Origin of the sequence: Enterococcus sp. DIV1726a, from assembly GCF_051710985.1 — a bacterium.
Lineage (GTDB): Bacteria > Bacillota > Bacilli > Lactobacillales > Enterococcaceae > Enterococcus_B > Enterococcus_B hirae.
Window position 1 is genome coordinate 2,172,611 of the sequence record NZ_JBIOLS010000001.1, and the last position, 19,809, is coordinate 2,192,419.

Annotated in this window: 15 protein-coding genes; 2 read left to right on the top strand and 13 right to left on the bottom strand. The window is 37.3% G+C overall.

Going from position 1 to position 19,809, the window contains the following annotated elements; translation table 11 throughout:
• Window positions 1-111 precede the first annotated feature (111 nt).
• Window positions 112-768, bottom strand: a complete 657-nt coding sequence (locus tag IGJ27_RS09875) for a Crp/Fnr family transcriptional regulator (protein WP_010738044.1) — start codon at window positions 766-768, stop codon at window positions 112-114.
• 194 nt (window positions 769-962) lie between these two features.
• Here IGJ27_RS09875 and IGJ27_RS09880 point away from each other — a divergent pair, with 194 nt between their 5' ends.
• Entirely contained in the window at window positions 963-1,241 is a 279-nt protein-coding gene (locus IGJ27_RS09880) for a hypothetical protein (protein ID WP_010718697.1), read from the top strand.
• 18 nt (window positions 1,242-1,259) lie between these two features.
• Window positions 1,260-2,447, top strand: a complete 1,188-nt coding sequence (locus tag IGJ27_RS09885) for an MFS transporter (RefSeq protein WP_010738045.1) — start codon at window positions 1,260-1,262, stop codon at window positions 2,445-2,447.
• A gap of 177 nt (window positions 2,448-2,624) precedes the next feature.
• Here the strand turns inward: IGJ27_RS09885 and IGJ27_RS09890 are convergent, their stop codons facing one another.
• The 12 genes from IGJ27_RS09890 to IGJ27_RS09945 all read right to left on the bottom strand — a co-directional run bounded on the left by IGJ27_RS09890 (window position 2,625) and on the right by IGJ27_RS09945 (window position 19,199).
• The gene (locus IGJ27_RS09890; protein ID WP_178305756.1) at window positions 2,625-5,375 is read right to left on the bottom strand and encodes an endo-beta-N-acetylglucosaminidase; all 2,751 of its coding nucleotides are present in this window, start codon (window positions 5,373-5,375) and stop codon (window positions 2,625-2,627) included.
• Between the two features lie 206 nt (window positions 5,376-5,581).
• Window positions 5,582-6,352: a DeoR/GlpR family DNA-binding transcription regulator gene (locus IGJ27_RS09895; RefSeq protein ID WP_010718700.1), complete on the bottom strand. Its 771-nt coding sequence runs from the start codon at window positions 6,350-6,352 to the stop codon at window positions 5,582-5,584.
• A gap of 270 nt (window positions 6,353-6,622) precedes the next feature.
• Window positions 6,623-7,486 carry a ketose-bisphosphate aldolase gene (locus IGJ27_RS09900; RefSeq protein ID WP_034698965.1) on the bottom strand — a complete coding sequence of 288 codons (864 nt, stop codon included), beginning with the start codon at window positions 7,484-7,486 and terminating at the stop codon, window positions 6,623-6,625.
• Window positions 7,486-8,913: a PTS fructose transporter subunit IIC gene (locus IGJ27_RS09905; protein ID WP_178305755.1), complete on the bottom strand. Its 1,428-nt coding sequence runs from the start codon at window positions 8,911-8,913 to the stop codon at window positions 7,486-7,488. The genes IGJ27_RS09900 and IGJ27_RS09905 overlap by 1 nt, the downstream gene beginning before the upstream one ends.
• Before the next feature lie 71 nt (window positions 8,914-8,984).
• Window positions 8,985-9,449: a PTS sugar transporter subunit IIA gene (locus tag IGJ27_RS09910; RefSeq protein ID WP_053765737.1), complete on the bottom strand. Its 465-nt coding sequence runs from the start codon at window positions 9,447-9,449 to the stop codon at window positions 8,985-8,987.
• 250 nt (window positions 9,450-9,699) lie between these two features.
• On the bottom strand, window positions 9,700-11,226 hold the full coding sequence (locus IGJ27_RS09915; RefSeq protein WP_256733916.1) for a M60 family metallopeptidase: 1,527 nt from the start codon (window positions 11,224-11,226) through the stop codon (window positions 9,700-9,702).
• A 232-nt stretch (window positions 11,227-11,458) separates the two neighbouring features.
• Window positions 11,459-11,722, bottom strand: a complete 264-nt coding sequence (locus IGJ27_RS09920) for a type B 50S ribosomal protein L31 (RefSeq protein WP_010718705.1) — start codon at window positions 11,720-11,722, stop codon at window positions 11,459-11,461.
• Window positions 11,723-11,819: 97 nt separating this feature from the next.
• Window positions 11,820-13,115, bottom strand: coding sequence for a transcription termination factor Rho (gene rho / locus IGJ27_RS09925; protein ID WP_010718706.1), 1,296 nt, complete (start codon window positions 13,113-13,115; stop codon window positions 11,820-11,822).
• The gene (locus IGJ27_RS09930; RefSeq protein ID WP_053765738.1) at window positions 13,112-14,383 is read right to left on the bottom strand and encodes a UDP-N-acetylglucosamine 1-carboxyvinyltransferase; all 1,272 of its coding nucleotides are present in this window, start codon (window positions 14,381-14,383) and stop codon (window positions 13,112-13,114) included. The genes rho and IGJ27_RS09930 overlap by 4 nt, the downstream gene beginning before the upstream one ends.
• A gap of 221 nt (window positions 14,384-14,604) precedes the next feature.
• On the bottom strand, window positions 14,605-15,474 hold the full coding sequence (locus IGJ27_RS09935; protein ID WP_010718708.1) for a class II fructose-bisphosphate aldolase: 870 nt from the start codon (window positions 15,472-15,474) through the stop codon (window positions 14,605-14,607).
• A 269-nt stretch (window positions 15,475-15,743) separates the two neighbouring features.
• The gene (locus IGJ27_RS09940) at window positions 15,744-17,354 is read right to left on the bottom strand and encodes a CTP synthase (RefSeq protein ID WP_010718709.1); all 1,611 of its coding nucleotides are present in this window, start codon (window positions 17,352-17,354) and stop codon (window positions 15,744-15,746) included.
• Window positions 17,355-17,681: 327 nt separating this feature from the next.
• Window positions 17,682-19,199, bottom strand: a complete 1,518-nt coding sequence (locus tag IGJ27_RS09945) for a hypothetical protein (protein ID WP_256733915.1) — start codon at window positions 19,197-19,199, stop codon at window positions 17,682-17,684.
• Between the last annotated feature and the right edge of the window lie 610 nt (window positions 19,200-19,809).

Here is a 19,809-nt window from a genome sequence, read left to right on the forward strand (position 1 = left end):
CACAATAGGAACAATCATCCATAAATTAAGATGCTTCCTTCATGCATTGTCGTCAGCTAAAGCTGATACAACTACATGAAGGAAGCATCTTATGTTTTCCACTGATCCTATTTAAAAGATAATATTGTCTTCTAATAAATCCATATTGGTGATAATGATCCGATGATCTTTAACGGTGATTATCCCATTTTCCTTCAGTTGTTTTAAGATCCTACTCACACTACTAGCGGTAGAGATTCCGCAAAACTTGGCGATTTCTTCATTAGTGATCACAAAATCGATCATCATGCCTTCCTCTGTCCGAACCCCAAATAAATCATATAACTCGTAAAGTTGCGTACATACGGCACCTAATTTCCCATTTAAAAGCATTTGTTGCATTTTTTTCATGGAATACAGTAAACGATAACGATAATATTCTTTTACATAATGTTGCATCTTTGGATCTTCGTTGATATGTTCCCAAAATTTCACTCGATTGATTCGATAAAATTCTGCATATTCAGATTCAATCCGAATATTGTACGGCGAATCAATAAACTGCGAATATTCATCTTTTAAAAGTGAAACAATCTCTAGATCTTTAATATACCTCAAGTTGAACTCACGACCATCATTTGAGATGACACTTGCTTTGACCGTGCCTTCTTTTAAAATATACGTGTAACAATCCTCCACTCCTTCAAAAGTTAGATACTTATGATATCTTTTTCGTACAATTGGAAATTGATTTTTCTCTAAATATTCCTTTAGCACTCTGCTGTCCAATCATGCTCCCCCATCCAAACATTTATCTAAAAAAATAATACAAGATTTCTAAGTATTTTAAAGCCCAAAGGTATTTTACTAATGATATTAACATTTGTTAAGTACCATTTTAAATTATGTCTGTGATTTTTTTCTTCTTTTCGTTTCGTTATACTTCGAATGTAAAAAAAAATGAAAGAATTGAGGAAAAAAATATGAACTACTGGATGAAAACAATTATTAATCGACTTGAAACAGCTTATCAAACAAGATTTGACATGAAAGCTTCTTTGGTTTTCTTAAATGATGCTTACCAAAATTCGATTGAATTGATCAAAGCAGTCGATGAAAAACCATCGAACGAATTAGAAGAATTTTTAGAATTATTTATGACGACTAGAGACTTGTTCATTCGTCAGTTGGTCGATCGCTACCCATCAAATTACCACGATGTTGAAGTACAAATCCAAAAATTAAAAGCTTATTCAGATTAAGGGGTAAACACAAAGCAAATGGAAAAAAAATTATTCAATAAACATTTTATCGGAATCACTCTTATTAATTTCATTGTCTATTTAATTTATTATTTACTGATGGTCATTATTGCCGTTATTGCTCAAGATGATTTACACGCTAGTATGAGTCAAGCAGGTTTTGCTTCTGGTATCTACATCATAGGTACACTTTTGGCTCGTTTATTTATGGGTAAACAACTTGAATTATTTGGGCGCAAGTTTACTTTGCGTGGTGGAGCGATTTTTTATTTACTCTCTACTTTAGCCTATCTTTTCACCCCAACGATCGGCGTATTATATCTGGTACGTTTTTTAAATGGGTTTGGCTACGGGACCGTTTCGACAGCAACCAATGCGATCGTCACTGCCTATATTCCTGAATCAAAAAAAGGAGAAGGGATCAATTATTATGGTTTAAGTACTAGTTTAGCTGCTGCTATCGGACCCTTTTTAGGAATGATCTTGCTTAATCTGACTGATTTTCATTTTATTATTTGGTTTTCTATCGTTTTAGTTTTTCTTGTAACGATTGCCTGTCTGATGTTCCCAGTCAAAAATATTGATTTATCAGATACTCAAAGAAAATCACTACAATCTTGGAGTATCCATGGATTCATTGAGAAAAAAGCATTGTTCATTACAGGAATTGCCTTTTTGATGGGTCTTTCTTATTCAAGTGTTTTGTCCTTCTTGTCTTCTTATACGAAAGTCATTCATTTAGTCGCTGCAGGCTCCTTTTTCTTTGTGGTCTATGCGTTAGTCATCACCTTCACTCGCCCATTGACGGGACGTATTTTTGATGCTAAAGGCGAACAGTATGTCATGTATCCTAGCTATTTGTTCTTGACTGCTGGCTTGTTTCTACTAAGTGCGACAACGAACAGCATCACCTTACTTATTTCAGGCGCACTCGTTGGTTTAGGTTACGGGACTTTCATGTCAAACGGACAAGCAGTTTGTTTGAAAATCGTCAAAGAACACCGTATCAGTATCGCTCTTTCAACTTACTTCATCGGATTAGATCTAGGTCTAGGTGTTGGCCCCTACTTGATGGGAATATTGAAATCTTATACGTCATTTAGAGGATTATACATTGTTTCTGGTATCATTCCTTTGATCTGTACAGTTCTCTATATCGTTTATAATAAAAAAAAGAGCCACTCAGCAAAACTTGAATGGAATTAGTGATGATCTGAAACTGATTCAAGAAACGAATAAAAGGTGTTGAAGTATTCACCTCTAGCAAAACATTGGCCGAAGAATCCAAAGATAGAAGAAACTATTTTTGGATTCTTCGGCTTATTTTCATGAATAGATACTTCTGTCAGAATTCCTTTTTGTTCAGAAACAATCACTCAACTTTTATTCTGCTAACCCATAAACTTCTAGTTCATAAAGACGGACAGCTGTATCTGCGCCTTGAGTTGGTTGATCGATGATGACTCTCACAAATCGGGCAGTCGTTGCTGCAAAGGTATTTAGCGTTGAACCTTGCGTATTATTAGTTGTTCGCGAAACTTCTTGGAAATTTTCTCCGTCTGCACTCACTCCTATAGTATAAGCTTTGGTATTCATGCCTACACTTTCTCCTCCTGCAGAAGCATGAGCCATGCGCACTTCACTGATCAATTTAGCTGTTCCTAAGTCAATCGTGATGGTATGTGGGGCACTCCCTACAGCACACCATTTTGTTCCAAGATCACCATCGACAGCAAACTTTGGTGCCTCTGATTCATTCACATATGAAGAGGCTTCTGCTTTGGCACCTTTAGATAATAAACTCAGACCAGCTTGGGCATTCTTGGTAACCGTAACGATCCCTTTCATTTCAGTTGTCGTTTCTCCTGCTTCATTGATCGCTGTCAATTCTACATCGTAGCTTCCTTCTTTTGAATAAGTGACACGAGGCTGTTGCTCCGTACTTGACTCTACATCAGCACCTTTGAATGTCCACTTTAAGCTTTGGGTATTTCGTGAAGAGCTGTTTGTGAAAGTGATCGGTTCTCCTGGCGCTACCAAAGTTTTTGAGACAGTAAAGGAAGCACGCGGTAACTGAACAGGTGGCCAGTCAAAACTGATTGGTCTGGAAGGTTCACCCTTGTTGCCATAGATATCAACTGGCACAACTTCGATAGCTGTAGCTGTTGCATTTTGACGTTCTAAGCCATTGATAAAATAATTCTCAGCAGGTGTGGCTCCGATAAAGACACGTGTTCCATCGTCTAGAACTCGGTAAATTTCATAGTGTTTGATGCGATCTGCTTGTGGACTAGTCCAAGATAATCTGATCCCGGCAAACATTGCTTCTTCGTCAAATGACAAATCATCGAACGTAACATCATTGACCGCTGTTGGACTCAGCACCTTTTTAGGTGTCGCAGAAATTTGACCTAAGAATAACTCATAATTCTCATTTGCTTTTGCTGAGGCTACCTCATAGGCAATCGACGTTACTTCTTTTCCAGTTGCTTTATTCAAAGGATAAGAAACCGTTGTCCAGTCATTCCCTATTTTTTTATTGCCATTAAACGTTTCAAATGTACCATCAGCAAAACCTAACACTAGTTTTAACGTGGTTCGATCAGATGCTTTGGCTGTCGTCGTAAATGACATGTTTTTCTCGACTTTAACTTTTGTTTGATACAGTTTGATCTTACTTGTTACTTTTTCTGCCATCTTACCTTTAAAAGCCAAAGAACTCCCACCATTAAAAGCAGTAGTATAGTCCACACTACCAGCTAATTTATTGCCAGCTCCTTCTTCGATAATATAGCGGTAAGTCGGCATGATATCTTGGAGACTTCGATTATTCCATTCATTTGTTGAAACTTGTTGCCCATTGCTAAAATAGCTGTAACCATTTCCAACATTGAAATTGGTGATAAAAGGCCATTGCGTAATAGCGGTTTGTTCAACCGAAAAAGTAGAGATTCCAGGCCAACTTGTGCCGGTCGGTAGTGTACTTTTAGTAGGATCCCCTTGTTCATTGATCCAGAATTTTTCTTCTTTTTGTTGGTAGTCTATTGGGTCATTGGAAGAAGAATAGGTCCAACTTGGGACGTAAAGCCCTAGTGAAGTATAGGGTATTCCCTTCTTATCCGTAAACAAATCCCATCTGACCGGTGTATCGTACCCTTTTTCTTGGACATCGATTCCCGCAAATAAATCATAGGGATCAATGGCTAAACTTTCTGCTTTTTCTTTTGATTTACGCAATAGATCTTGGCCTGCTAAGCTAGAGGTATTCCACCAAAAATTCAAAAACATGCTATCTGCTACTGGATTCAAATCAGCATCCACTAAATAATCTTGGTTTTGATCAGTCAACGCATTCTGCCAATCCATTTTCCCATCACTTGTCATGGAATCGTACCACATAACCTCTAACGCTCCAGCTGATTTTTGTTTAAATTCCCCAATCAGTTCTTTCATTAAATCAGCGTGTTTTTTCGTTAGATTGGTTTCTGTCTCTTGATTGATGAACCATCCATCAAACCCATATCTTTGTGCGACTTCGATCATCTTGTCCACGATTGGAAAATGACCTTGAGCATCTTTTTCTAAAAAGGTATTCAACCATTCGATTTTTCCGCCATGGGCCCCTTGTGGAAAAAAGATCGTACCTAAAACAGGCACACCATTTTTATGCGCCGCATCGGTAACATCTGGGCTTGGCGGAACAATAATACCTTCGCCAGCTGAGCCTCCCCAATAAACCAATTGATCAACATATTGCCAATTCGAAAAAACATTTGCATCAAACTGATTGCTCCCTCTTGGTGCATTTCCACTAGTGCTATTATTCATGATCGAAAGTGCGACAACCTTCATCTTTTCGTTTTGGGTAGTATTCGATTTTAATAAGTGCGATTTCTCCACTCGTGTGGCTAAAGGCTCAACACTAACATTGTATTTCGCATCTGCATCCTGATCAAACGTCCATTTAAGCAATTCATCAGGGAACCAGTAAGAGGACTCCGGTTGATTATCCATCGAAACCCTTACCTCGGGATTTGTGGCATCTACTTGTGCATAAACGACCGGTTCTTTCAGTGCAATTCCCATCATCACCGTTACCAACAATCCAGCTAAAGTACCTTCTAACTTCTTCATTACTTCCTCCTATGATTTGATCTTATCTAATCGCTTGCTGCAACTGTTCACTCGTTACTCCTTTCTCAATTATTATCTCCCACAATTTATGATAGCGCTTACCAAAAAGGGTGTACATGAACAAACTATAGCTTTCTTGATACAAATTATAGGTGTTATCAATGAATGAATTTTATGAGAACATACACTTTTATTGGTCTTTCTGATTAATAAAAACACTCTGTGTGGTGTTCATGGATTTTTTTCAATTGTTCGTTCGTTAATTTCTGACTGGTCACTAAATAATCGATTTCATGACTAGCAATTGCTTGATGAATGAAGCGTTGTTCTAATTTATCCTGTGTAGCTAACACCATCAAATGATTGGCTTGTTTACGAAACGCTCTTTTTACTAACGCTTCTCCTTCATGCGTTTCCGTCACGCCTTGATTAAAATCAAATCCTCGACAGCTGATGATTGCAAGGTCAGCAGCATAAGTCAAAATATCATTATACGCTTTTGCTCCGTTGATCGTTGCTCGTTTTTGAACGATTTTACCACCGACGATCGATACTTTTGCTGAAGTAAATTCACTTAGCATCGCAGCAGTAATGACCCCATTCGTAATGATTTGCAGCCCTTCAAATCGACCTAAATTTCGAACTAAATGCAAACTAGTTGTACTAGAGTCTAAAAATAAAACCATATCATCTTTGATCAAATTAGCTGCAATATCCGCAATATAACGTTTTTCACTTTCTTCCTCTAAATGGGTGATTTTCATCATATATGGTACATCGATTTTCTGATTATCTACTAACATAGCCCCACCACGGACTCTTCGGATCAGACCACTTTGTTCTAAGACAACAAGATCTCGTTTCACTGTCGCTTCACTGTAATTTACTAAATCGATCAATTCAGTAATCCTGGCAAATTGGTTGATTTTCAAATGATTGACAATCGTTTGTTGTCGCTCTTCTACGTCACTTAACATCTTCCCCACTCCTTTCTCTTTCGCTTTATTTTACCATAAACAAAGATGCCTCCACCTACATCCAAAAACAGAATCGAGCGGTTAGAATGAAAATGCTTCGCTATAGGACATCAGCCGAAACAACTAAAATTAGCGATTCATTGGCTTATTCCTAGAAATACTGAGCATTTTTTCATGACCACTCGATTCCGATTTCATTGGAGACTGAGTCAAAACTTGTCTCGGTCTCTTTTAGTATCTCTAAAACGAATAAACGGTGAGAAATTCGTCTTATTTATAACACTTGGCTTGATCGATCGTGTTTAAGATCGTCATTTTATGTTTCACTACTTCCTGTACTTTTTGATTCGCATAAGGATAGATCATATTCGGTTCATACATTTCCGGGTTTTCATTTAAGATTTCTCTTAAAGCATCGAAAAAGACACTTTTAAGATCCGAACTAAGGTTGACCTTAGCTACACCATATTTAACTGCTTCGCTTACTTCTTTATCCGGATTTCCTGAACCACCATGCAAAACAAACGGCAAATCGATGGTCTCATTCAATTCTTTCAATAACTCGATATTCAGTTTTGGTGTTTTATCTTTAGGATATAAGCCATGTGCTGTTCCAATAGCGATAGCTAATGTATCAATATTCGTTTCTTCAACAAACTGTTTTGCTTGTTCAGGATCTGTGTAAATAATATTAGCTGCCCCACCTTCTGCTGACCCATTATTCCCAATCGTGCCAATTTCTGCTTCGACTGACACATCTACCTCGTGAGCTAGAGCCACCACTTCTTTAGTTATCTTTATATTATCGTCAAAGGATTGCAAGGAGGCATCAATCATGACCGAGGTATAGCCATTGCGGATAGCCCGTAATACATCACTTACTTTACCGCCATGGTCAAGATGGATCACTACAGGTACTTTACTTTTATGCGCATAAGCTCGAACAGCAGCAACAAATTCATCATTCAAGTAAGCAATCTCATCGGGATGGATCTCTAAAATCACTGGTGCATTTAACCGTTCTACTTCTTCCATGATTGCCTTTAACATATCATAACTACAAATATTAAAAGCAGGAACAGCAAATTGATTGTCTTTAGCTACTTTCAATAACTCTTTCATTGTATATAACATTATACTTCCACCTCATTTATTATTTTTTCTTGCTTCACTATTTTTTCTTCATTTCCGACTTGTTCTTCGCTTGATTTCTTTAATAATCCAAGTGAAAGAGCCGTAACTACTGTCCCAGCACCAATCGCTAGCAAATACATGGGTAGGTGATTGATCACGTTAGGTATCAGCATGACCCAGATCCCACCATGAGGAGCAATGGATGTGACACCGGCAGCCATTGAGATACCCGCTGCAGTAGCAGAGCCGAGAATCAAGCTCGGAATGACTCGAATCGGATCTGAAACTGCGAAGGGAATCGCTCCTTCTGTAATATAAGAAGCACCAAGCACCCAACAAGATTGACCAGAAGTCCGTTCTTCTTTCGTAAATTTTTTCTTGAACAACAGTGTGGCTAAAGCGATCCCCAGCGGTGGGGTCATTCCAGCTGCCATACATGCTGCGATCGGTGCATTGACTCCGGCAGACATCAAACCAATGGAAAAAGTTGAAATCGATTTATTGATCGGCCCTCCCATATCAGCTGCCATCATCACGCCGATGATCAAGCCAAACATTAATCCGGAAGTATTACCTAAACTATTCAACCAATTGGTTAATACTTCTAATAACCACGAAATGGGTTGTTCTATTACAAAAACCATTGCTAAACCAATGATCAAGATAGATATTAACGGAACGACGATCAATTGATACATCGCTAAGATACCTTTTTTTACAGGAATTTTATTTGCCAGAAAATCTGTCACATACCCTGCTAACAGCCCCCCGATCATCCCCCCAAGAAATCCAGAACCACCAGTAGATGCCAGTAGCCCTGCCACGATCCCAGGTGCAAAGCCAGCTTTCCCCGCAATAGAGGACGCAATCCCTGCCCCTAAAGCTGGCACCATCATAGCAAAAGCGGTGTCTCCGCCAATTCTAGAAAATGCGGCAGCTAGGACATTATAGTCAGCTGATTTAGGATCCGCTGCAGTGATCCCAAAAGCAAAACTTAATGCGATAATAATTCCGCCTGCAATAACAAACGGTAACATATAGTTCACACCACTCATAAAATGGTTATAAAGTGTGGCTTTTTGTTTCGTGGCTTTTGTTTGTTCAACTGATTGGGTAATTTCTAACGTATTGATCCCTTTTAATGCTTCATCAATTACCAATTCTGGTTCTTTAATTGCTCGACTCGTTGAAACTTTTTTGATTCTTTTACCCGTAAAACGTTGCATATCAATTTCTTTATCAACTGCTAGAATAATCGCATCTGCTTCAGCAATCTCTTTTGTAGTTAACCTATTTTCCGTTTTGATTCCTTGCGTTTCAAACTTTGCATCATGGCCTAGTTTTTTAGCAGTCCCTTCTAATTTCTCAGCGGACATATACGTATGCGCAATTCCCGTAGGACATGCGGTTACACCAATTATTTTCATCGTTATTCTCCCCTATCTGCTTATTCAATAACGGTCTCAGTTGATGCGTGTGACATTATTCGATGATTCATTTAACGGATTGCTTTTTCTTCATTTTTTAAAACGGTCATAATTTCTGAAGCTGAATTTGCTTCTTTGATTTGTTTTCTAAAGTTTGGATCAATTAATCGCCTTGACAACGCACTGAGAATCTCAAGATGACTGTCAGCAGCGTTTGCAGGAACCACGATTGCAAAAGTATATGCAATTGGCTCCCCATCTAAGCCAAGATATTCTGTAATCTGGCTGCTACGAACAAAACAAATGGTTGGTGTAATGACAGCCTTGCTTTTAGCATGTGGGATACCAAATCCAGCTTCGATTCCTGTAGGCACTTCCTCTTCTCTTTTAAATAATGCTTTGATTATTTTTTTTGCACTTTTTACTCTATGTGTGGTTTCAAGTGTAGTACCGATACATTCAAATAATGATTTTTTTGATCGAATTGAGTCATCGAAAAGAATCAATTCTTCTGAAATCAGTTGACTAATCTCCACTCCATATAGCCTCCTTTCACTATTTGTTAACGCTTTCTAATAACTGTGGCAAGTATAGCATCCCTAATTCAGCCATTCAATGCTTTGAACGAATAACGAAAAATGGATCAAATTTTTAAAAAATCAGTCAAAAAAATGATCGATATCGTTCATCAAAATTAGAGATTCATGTGTTTCAGGCGTTCCTTATATAAATAAAACACAACGTATTTTGACCGTTACAATCAAAATACGTTGTGTTTATTGATGATCAATCAATTCTTTCCCAGTCAATCGTTTCTCCAGGAACTTTATCGGTATTCCACCATTTTGCACGATATTTTACACCTTTATACATGACAATATCCCCAGCAACATACACTTTATCTTTATCCCAAGTTTCAATTGAAGGATCTTCCGTGTTGCCATTGTTATTATCATCATCGGTGATATTTCCTACATCACCTTTCATTTCATCACGATATTCCCAGATTTTCTTCGTTAATTTTGGTAGTCTTGCTAATTCTTTTTTAGTATCAGCAGTAACTTCGATAGCCCATTTTTCAAAAAATGGCGTTAGATTTTTGTTACTGATCTTTGAAGCAGATAAGATAAAATGTTGTCGCTTGTCTTGTTCTGTCCATAGCTGTGGACTTTCTTCACGATATAACTGATGTAGTTTAGGATAGAAGTCGCTGCCAAATGCTAATTCCAGCTGCCAAAACATTCCTAGTCGAACAAATTCATCTTGTTTATCAAAATTTTTCGATTGACTTCGATTCAAATAATTGAAAATATCCGTATATACGCGATCTTCTTCTAAACGACTACGCTGCCCTAATGCTTTTTGTACCCGCATCGAAAAGATATTCACGGTCACTTCGGTCATATCCTCCCAACCCATATCATCAATTTGATAGGTATGACCTAATTCATGCCAAATCCCCCACTGTGAGGAACCGTCTGGATCTAACAAGACTCTCATCCCATCTGCATAATTAAAACCAGTATGTTGTTCATACGCGTACATATAATCTTCTCTGGCACTCGTTTCACGCATATGTTGAACTAAGCCAGTTGGTTGACGATGGATTGTAGCGCTATTATCGAGTCCGGCTGTTTGATCGTGAAGATCAATTACTTTTTCTTTCGTTGTTAAAATTTTAGTTGGGTCCTTCACATAATTAATTGTTTTGTCGGATCCTGTAACCAAAACTCGATCACTGACCAATTCATAAGCAGGTGCATTTGGATGATTTCTTACTTCATTCTGCCAATCGTTATTGGTCATTTTTCCTAAAATAAAACGTGGAATTGTAATACCACCACGTATTTCAATTCTCGTTTTTTGTTGCGTGATGCGAGTGGATTCATTTTGGATATGGATCACACCTTCTTGAGTACCGGAAATGACGTTTCTTCCTCTATTTAGTCGTTTCCCTTTCGTTGCCCCTTCGAGATAATCTTTCAGACTAGCCCTGGTAATCGTATACGTCGGTAGTTGTTGCGCCGTTTCATCTACATAAATTTCGATCGTATCATTTTTACGTTTATAGATCCCTGTAGATTGATTGCTACTAGGACCAAACCAATTACCGATTTCTTCCCGATAACTCTCAACATCCTCACTTTGATAAGCATTCAAAACCGTTGAAACGTTTTCATTACTTCGCTCTGAAAGAACGACTTCCGTCCCAATAGTCGGTTCATTTACTGTTGCCTCAACATTTAGGTCATTTGATAAAATAACCATACTGAACAGTAAAGACCCCAAGATCATTGCTTTCTTCTTACTCATATTAGCACCCCTTAATGTTATTTTTTCTTTATAATATAACATTAACATGCATTATTTTATAAATGTTGTCGTTTTTTTCCAACAGAAGGAAATAATGAAAATCAGAACTTTAAAAAATATGGTATGATAAATTTTTAGTGACCATTTTTTGATTATCAGAAACAGAAAACACAAAAAAAACAGACTACCTTTATCAGATAGTCTGCTAAACATCGTATGAACAATGTTTTGATTATTCTGCAGCGTTTGCGTCTTTGAGACCGTATTTTTTGTTGAAACGGTCCACACGTCCGTCTGCTTGTGTGAATTTTTGACGTCCAGTATAGAATGGATGTGAGTCAGAAGTAACTTCGACACGGATGACTGGGTATGTATTACCGTCTTCCCATTCAACTGTTTCTTGTGAAGTTTTTGTTGAACCTGACAAGAATTTAAAGCCAGTTGTTGAATCCAAGAACACTACTGGATGGTAATCTGGATGGATGTTTTCTTTCATGCGTTTTCGCTCCTTTGCCCTGACCCATTTGCTGAACCAGAGTTGATTTGTCGATATACAACAGTAACATCTTAACATGTTTCTAACAACGTTGCAATTATCTTTTTAGATTTCTTGTCTGATTTTTTTTACCGAACGAGACATCTTGGAATTCTTTGAAAAATTGTTGATTGTTTTTGGTTTTTCTTAAAAAACGGATCAATTGTTCGGTGTATTCCAATGAATCGCCGACCATATTCTTTCGTAACTTCCAAATTTCTTCTAATTGATCTTCTGGCATTAGAAGCTCTTCTTTTCTCGTACCAGATTTCTTGATATCAATGGCAGGGAAGATACGACGCTCAGATAGTTCACGAGACAGTTGAAGTTCTAAATTCCCTGTTCCTTTAAACTCTTCATAGATCACATCATCCATTCGGCTACCCGTATCGACTAAGGCAGTTGCTAAGATCGTCAAGCTTCCACCTTCTTCGATATTTCTAGCTGCTCCGAAGAATTTTTTTGGTTTATATAGTGCGGCTGGATCGATTCCCCCGCTCAATGTACGACCACTTGGCGGTACGACTAAATTGTAAGCTCTAGCTAATCGGGTAATACTGTCCATCAAGATCACGACATCTCGTTTATCTTCGACTAAACGCATCGCTCTTTCCAGAACCAACTCAGATACCCTTGTATGATTTTGTGGTTGTAAATCGAAAGTAGATGAAACGACATCTCCTTTGACACTGCGTTCCAAATCCGTGACTTCTTCTGGGCGTTCATCGATCAGAAGAACGATCAGTTCTACTTCTGGATGATTTTCAGTGATTCCATTGGCGATTTCCTTTAACACAGAAGTTTTTCCGGCTTTAGGAGGTGCTACGATCAAGCCACGTTGACCAAAACCTACTGGTGAGAAGATATCGATCATTCTTGTTGCTAGTCTTTGAGAGGTTGTTTCTAACCTAAGCTGTTCTTGAGGATACAGAGGTGTCAAAGCTGGAAAATGCGGACGTTCTTTGGCTTCTTCTGGGTCTTTTCCATTTACACTTTCCACGTGCATCAACCCATAATAACGTTCTGACTCTTTAGGTGGGCGAGCCTTTCCTGCTACTTTATCTCCATTTCGCAAACTAAACCGTCTTATTTGTGAAGCAGAGATATAGATATCTTCTACACTTGGCCCATAATTGATTGGTCGTAAAAATCCATACCCATCTTGTCCAACGATATCTAAGATTCCTTCCATATAATAAAACCCTTGTTTTTCTGCTTGCGCCCGAATCACAGCTAAAGATAATTCTTTTTTATTCATTTTGCTATAATAAGGAATCTTAAATTCTTTTGCGTAACTGTAGACCTCTTTTAATGTCTTATTTTCCAGTTCCGCCATCGTTAAATAATCACTCATTCAGCTTCCACTTCCTCCACCATTTGGATTTCAGCACCTAATGCCGTCAATTTTTCAATAATATGATCATAACCACGTAAAATATATTCTACGTTATAAATAGTAGTTGTTCCTTCAGCCATGAGACCTGCAATAACTAAACAAGCACCTGCTCGAAGGTCAGAAGCGACTACCTCTGTTCCATGAAGTTTATTTGGTCCATTTGTAATGATCAAATTCCCTTCCACTGATATATCAGCACCCATACGTGCTAATTCAGGCACATGATTCACACGTTTAGCATAGATCGTATCTGTGATTTCAGCTGTTCCTTTGGTCATTAATAAGAGGGGAGTCAATGGTTGTTGTAAGTCTGTTGCAAACCCAGGATATGGATAAGTCATCACATTCACCGCTTTTAACTCTTTAGACGGAAACACTTCAATCTCATCTTCTCTAATTGTCATGTTTACGCCCATTTCTTGAAGTTTAGCAATAAAACTTTCTAAATGTTCGTAAATCACATTTTTGATCTTAACACCATTTCCTGCTGCTGCAGCAAGCGCTAGATAAGTCCCTGCTTCGATTCGATCAGGGATCATGAAATGGCGACAACCATGGAGTTTGTCTACACCTTCGATCCGGATCACATCCGTCCCTGCTCCTCGCACTTTGGCACCCATATTATTTAACAAAGTAGCAACATCGATGATCTCTGGTTCACGAGCGGCATTTTCGATTACTGTCTGACCTTTCGCTTTAATAGCCGCCAGCATCACATTAATCGTTGCACCGACTGAAACGACATCCATGAAAATCCGATTTCCCTGTAATCCCTCTTGGTCGGTCCGTAAATACATCGCACCATGTTCATTGTTGACTGAAGCACCTAATGCTTCGAAACCCTTGACATGTAAATCAATTGGTCGCGGTCCTAGATAGCAACCACCTGGCAAACCAACCACTGCCTCACCAAATTTTCCAAGCAGTGCCCCCATAAAATAATAGGAAGCCCGTAGACTATTGATCTTACCACTTGGCATGGGCACAGAGACGATACCGCGGGGATCAATTTCTAAAATGTTTTGTGAAAAATGGATTTTTGCTCCCATGATTTCTAAAATTTCGATTAGTGAATGAACATCCTGAATATCAGGTACGCCTTCTAAAATAACCGGAGAATCTGCTAAAATCGCTGCAGGAATCAAAGCCACTGCACTATTTTTAGCCCCACTGATCGTTACTTCACCAGTTAACGGACGATTTCCTTCAATTATGATTTTTTTCATTGATTTCCACCTTGTTATTGTTCAATTTTATTACACATGCTTGTATTTTATCATAGATGAAATAAAGAAACGAGTTCCCATTCTTTTTTATTTCCTCAAAAATCAAAGGTTTATTCTGAAAAAAGATGGACAAATGTTTATCAAAGTGAACGATTATCAATTTGCGAAAAAAAAACCGCAAAACAGGTTGAACCTGTTTCACGGCATTCTTAATCGATTAATTAAGCTTTGTTAGCTGAACCGAACCAATCAATGTGTTCTTCTGCATCTTTAATGATTGCAGCTTTACCTGGTGCTAACAATTTACGAGGGTCAAAACCTTTTCCTTCTTTATCTTTGCCAGCTTCGATATATTCACGAGTAGCTTTAGCAAATGATAATTGGAATTCAGTATTTACGTTTACTTTAGAAACACCCATTGAAATTGCTTTTTGGATTTGTTCTTGAGGAATACCTGATCCACCATGTAATACTAAAGGCATATCTGGACCTACAGCATCAGCGATTGCTTGTAAATGATCAAATGCTAAACCATTCCAGTTTTCTGGATATTGACCATGGATGTTACCGATACCACATGCTAGGTAGTCGATTCCTGTAGCAACCATTTGTTTGCATTCTTCGATATCTGCTAATTCACCGTTACCGATGATTCCATCTTCTTCTCCGCCGATTGAACCAACTTCACATTCAACAGAAATTCCTTTAGCGTGAGCTTTTTCTACAACTTCTTTCGCTAATTTCAAGTTTTCTTCAAATGGTAAGTGAGAACCGTCAAACATAACTGAAGTATAGCCTACTTCGATACATTCCATAGCTGCATCATAGTCACCATGGTCTAAGTGGATGGCAACAGGAACAGTGATGTTCATTGATTCAACTAAGTCACAAATAATATCTTTAGCAACTTTGTAGCCGCCCATGTATTTAGCCGCACCCATTGAAGTTTGGATAAGTACTGGTGCTTGTTTTGCTTCAGCTGCTTCAAGGATTGCTTGAGTCCATTCTAAGTTATTTGTATTGAATCCGCCGACAGCGTAACCGCCTTTACGAGCAGCTTTTAAAAATTCAGCTCCTGATACTACTGGCATAATAAATTCCTCCTAAGTTTTGTAAAACTAAATTTGTTAAGACTATCCTTAACCAACGAACCTATTTTACCAAACATTTTCAGAGTTTTCTACTAAAATCAATGAAAATGAAAATTTTCAAGAACTTTTTTGCAAAAAATAAGGTTTTCAGTTGGCTGATTTAGTCAAAAATGGCTAGTTTATCGTTTTTTATTGTTCAAACAATAACAATTTATTTATAACTGTTTTCTCTAAATTCATCTGAAACATTAAAAGCGTATTTGTCCCGCTTATTTTCCTTCACGTTCAGACAAAGCAGCTCCGACAAATCCTTTGATCAATTTTTGTGGGCGATTTGGTCTTGAGATCAATTCTGGATGGAATTGACAACCAACAAAGAATTTTTTCTCTGTTAATTCCACGATTTCCACTAAACGATTATCAGGAGAAACACCTGAGAATACTAATCCTTTTTCTTCAAATAATTGACGGTATTTATTGTTGAATTCATAACGATGACGGTGACGTTCTTGTACTACATCGGCTCCGTCATAAGCTTCCGCTGTTTTCGTTCCTTTTTTAATTTTACATGGGTAAAGACCTAGACGTAACGTTCCACCTAAGTTTTCGATATTTTCTTGGTCTGCCATCAAATCAATGATATTGTTCGTTGTTTCTGGTGTAGTTTCTGCTGAAGCAGCATCTTCCAAGCCAACCACATTACGAGCAAACTCAACACACGCCATTTGCATGCCTAAACAAATACCTAAGAAAGGCACATCATTTTCACGAGCATAACGGATCGCTTCAATTTTTCCTTCGACCCCACGATCGCCAAAGCCACCAGGTACTAAGATACCATCTGCATCTTTCAAATATTCTGCTACATTTTCTTTGGTTAGATCTTGGGCCTTGATCCAGTCAAGTTCGATATCCGCATCAAAAGCAAAGCCTGAATGTTTCAACGCTTCAACAACTGAGATATAAGCATCTGGTAATTCTACATATTTACCTACTAAAGCAATTCGGACTTTTTTCTTCAGATTCAATACTTTTTCTTCTAATTGTTTCCATTCTTCCATATCAGCTTCTGGCGTTTCTAGTTTCAAATGTTCACAAACGATGCGATCCATGCCTTGTTTTTGTAAAAGCAACGGAATAGAGTAAAGAGTGTCCACATCTGGTGATTCAATGACCGCTTCGGGTTCTACGTCACAAAATTGTGCTAATTTATTTTTCACATTTTGTGAAACAGGTTGCTCTGTTCGAACCACCAAGATATTAGGTTGGATTCCTAAACCACGTAATTCTTTTACACTATGTTGAGTTGGTTTAGTTTTCATTTCTCCCGCAGCTTTTAGGTAAGGAATCAATGTTGTGTGGATATACATCACGTTATCAGCACCAACATCCGCCTTCATTTGGCGTAGTGCTTCTAGAAATGGTAAAGATTCGATATCGCCGACTGTTCCGCCAACTTCAGTGATGATCACGTCTGAATCAGTCATTTTTGCTGCACGCATGATTTTCTCTTTGATTTCATTTGTGATATGAGGGATGACTTGAACAGTTGCTCCTAAGTATTCCCCTTTTCGTTCTTTACGAAGTACTTCTGAATAAATTTTCCCTGTAGTAACATTGGAGTATTTGTTCAAATTGATATCGATAAAACGTTCATAATGGCCTAGATCCAAATCAGTTTCTGCTCCGTCGTCTGTTACAAAAACTTCTCCGTGTTGGTACGGACTCATTGTTCCCGGGTCTACGTTGATGTAGGGATCAAATTTTTGGATGGTTACTTTTAAGCCACGATTTTTCAACAAACGACCTAAAGAAGCTGCAACGATTCCTTTACCAATCGATGAAACTACGCCGCCCGTTACAAAAATGTATTTTGTCATAAGTTCAAAAACTCCTTCTTCTTTTATCTGCAGGAAAAGTCCCAGAAAATGAACAAAGCTCCCTATTCTAGTTAGAATAGGGAGCAAAATTTCTGTGAACTTCTGACCCTTTAAAAGGGTGCCCAATGAGTATACTACAAGCAAATTTGAAGAAAGTCAAGCCTCTAATTTAACGTTGCAGATGTCGTTAGTCATAAGAATAATCCAACGTCATTGATAAATGAAAACAGGTAGTTCACTCTCTAATAAAAAACTGCACGAAAAATAGTACACTCATTCTTTTAGTAAGAACGATTAGCCATACGACTTCTTTACTCATTCACTAGACTATCTTTGATGATCTCTAGAAGATTTTTGTCCTTTTTTTTCAGATATGTTTGTACTTCTCGTTCTTGCAGCATTGAATTTTTCTGTCCTATTTTTTAACGGTGACAATTTTTCTACATCTAATTGTTTCCAGTTTTCTTGTCTTCTTTTCTTAAAATCCTCCACTTTTTTTATTACCTGTTCCTGTTGTCCGGGGGTCAAATTAGAAAATTCAGCTTGAAAACCTAATTTATCTTCAGCTTTAGTTCCCACCTTGCCTACACTTTCATTAACCAACTCTCTAAATTCTCTTTTATATAATTCAAGGTTTGAAAGTTCCTGTGGATTGCCATGCACAAGATCTGTTTGTGGATACTGTAACATATTGAATTCAGCATAGTTAGTCAGCAGTTCTACAGCATGGCGGTTAAACTGCCAACGTTCATTTACGTTTTCCACGCTCAAACCAAGATTATGTATAATTTCCCTATATTCATTCTGCCTAAGAGGCAAAACACGTCTTGAAGTACCTTCTATTGTTGTACTATGTGGTATATCTAAATTCTCTTCTAATATAGATACAACCTCGTGTTGTGCAAGTGGAATAACTGGGTCATTCATTTGCTCACGAAGTACTGAAGTGATATCCTGTATCAGGGTAAAAGGACGGCGCATTCTCAACCTTTTTATTTTTATTGAAAGTTCAGTATCCCTTATTGCCTTCATCTCCTCAATTCTTTTCTTTTGTGATTCTTTAATTTTATTACGAGTATCAGGACTGAGGTCAAACAAGTCCACGAAAGAACCAATATCATTAGGTTTCATCTTAAAATTTTCTATTACAAATTCTATATCCTCACTTAAATCAGCCTCATTAACTTTGTAAGGTAACTCTGAATACATTTTTTTAAGACTCTCTGAAACCTCTGTGAACGTCCTTGATGTCATCGACTGTTGCACCATTTCGTTAATTTTTTGTATTCGTTCTTCTTTTAAAAACTTGATTTTACGTCGAGGTTCTTCTTCAATCTCCCTTTTTCTAATTGTTTCACGAAGATTTTCTTTATTTGCTAGTTCTAGCTTATCAATAGTAGAATTTATTTCATCTGGTGTAAAATAGGTTTTTTCAAAGAAGACGTCTAATGCCTCACTTATATCAATATCGTCTATTGGTTGAATAACATTAATTTCCGGATCATGAATCAATTGATTGATAGATGCAACAACTGTATCTATCATCTTTGAGCGATCAGAGAATGAATTGACTTCCTCACTTTGTTTGTTTAAATTTTTATGAACAGCTCTAAGTTTTTCGTCTCTTAATAAATTTTTTTTTCGCACTTGATGTTTTTTCATTGAATTAATTTGTGATGTTCTAACCTGTTCACGAGTATGATCATCCAGATTAAGACGATCTACTACGTAATTGATTTCATCTTTAGAATAAGTACGTAGGTTTAATAAAAATATTTCTTCTTCATCTTCCTCTAATCCTTCATTCATATCTTTGATTATTTGATCTAATTCAACTTTATTCATAAATTTATGCCTCCTTTATAATATAATAATAAGGCAATAACTTTAATTTGAGCATACCTAATTTTCCCCCCAGAAGAAATAGGTATGCTCAAATTAAAAAAATTCAATTATTTATCATCATATACAATCTTCAATGAACTCATTTTTTACTTGTGCGTATCAACCAGGAGTGCAATAATCACTGTAAGACAAGAATATTCTTAGAAAAATTCTACACACAAAAAAATGAAAAAATTTTTTTTATACTATAGAATAGGTGTGTTATTCATATTTTGCAAATAATTTTCTTTCCATTAAAATTTTAAAAAAAATTTCAATCAGAAATAGCTGTATACTACTCGTAGAGAATGATTTCATTACACAATCCAACCAGTTATTTGTGATTCAGAATAACTTAACATCATCCGTTTCTCATTCTCGTACTCCTGAAGTGTATTCTTCAGGAGTTTTTTGTTGTCCCACCACATAAGTTACTCACCAAACAATGCGCGAACAAAATAAGCCAAAATTTCCTAAAATAAGTCTTCAGCGACTAAGAAATCAGTTAAAACAAACTGTCTTTCTTTTCAGTCGTACTCATTTTTCGTAAAATTTTGGCTTATTGTCCTGT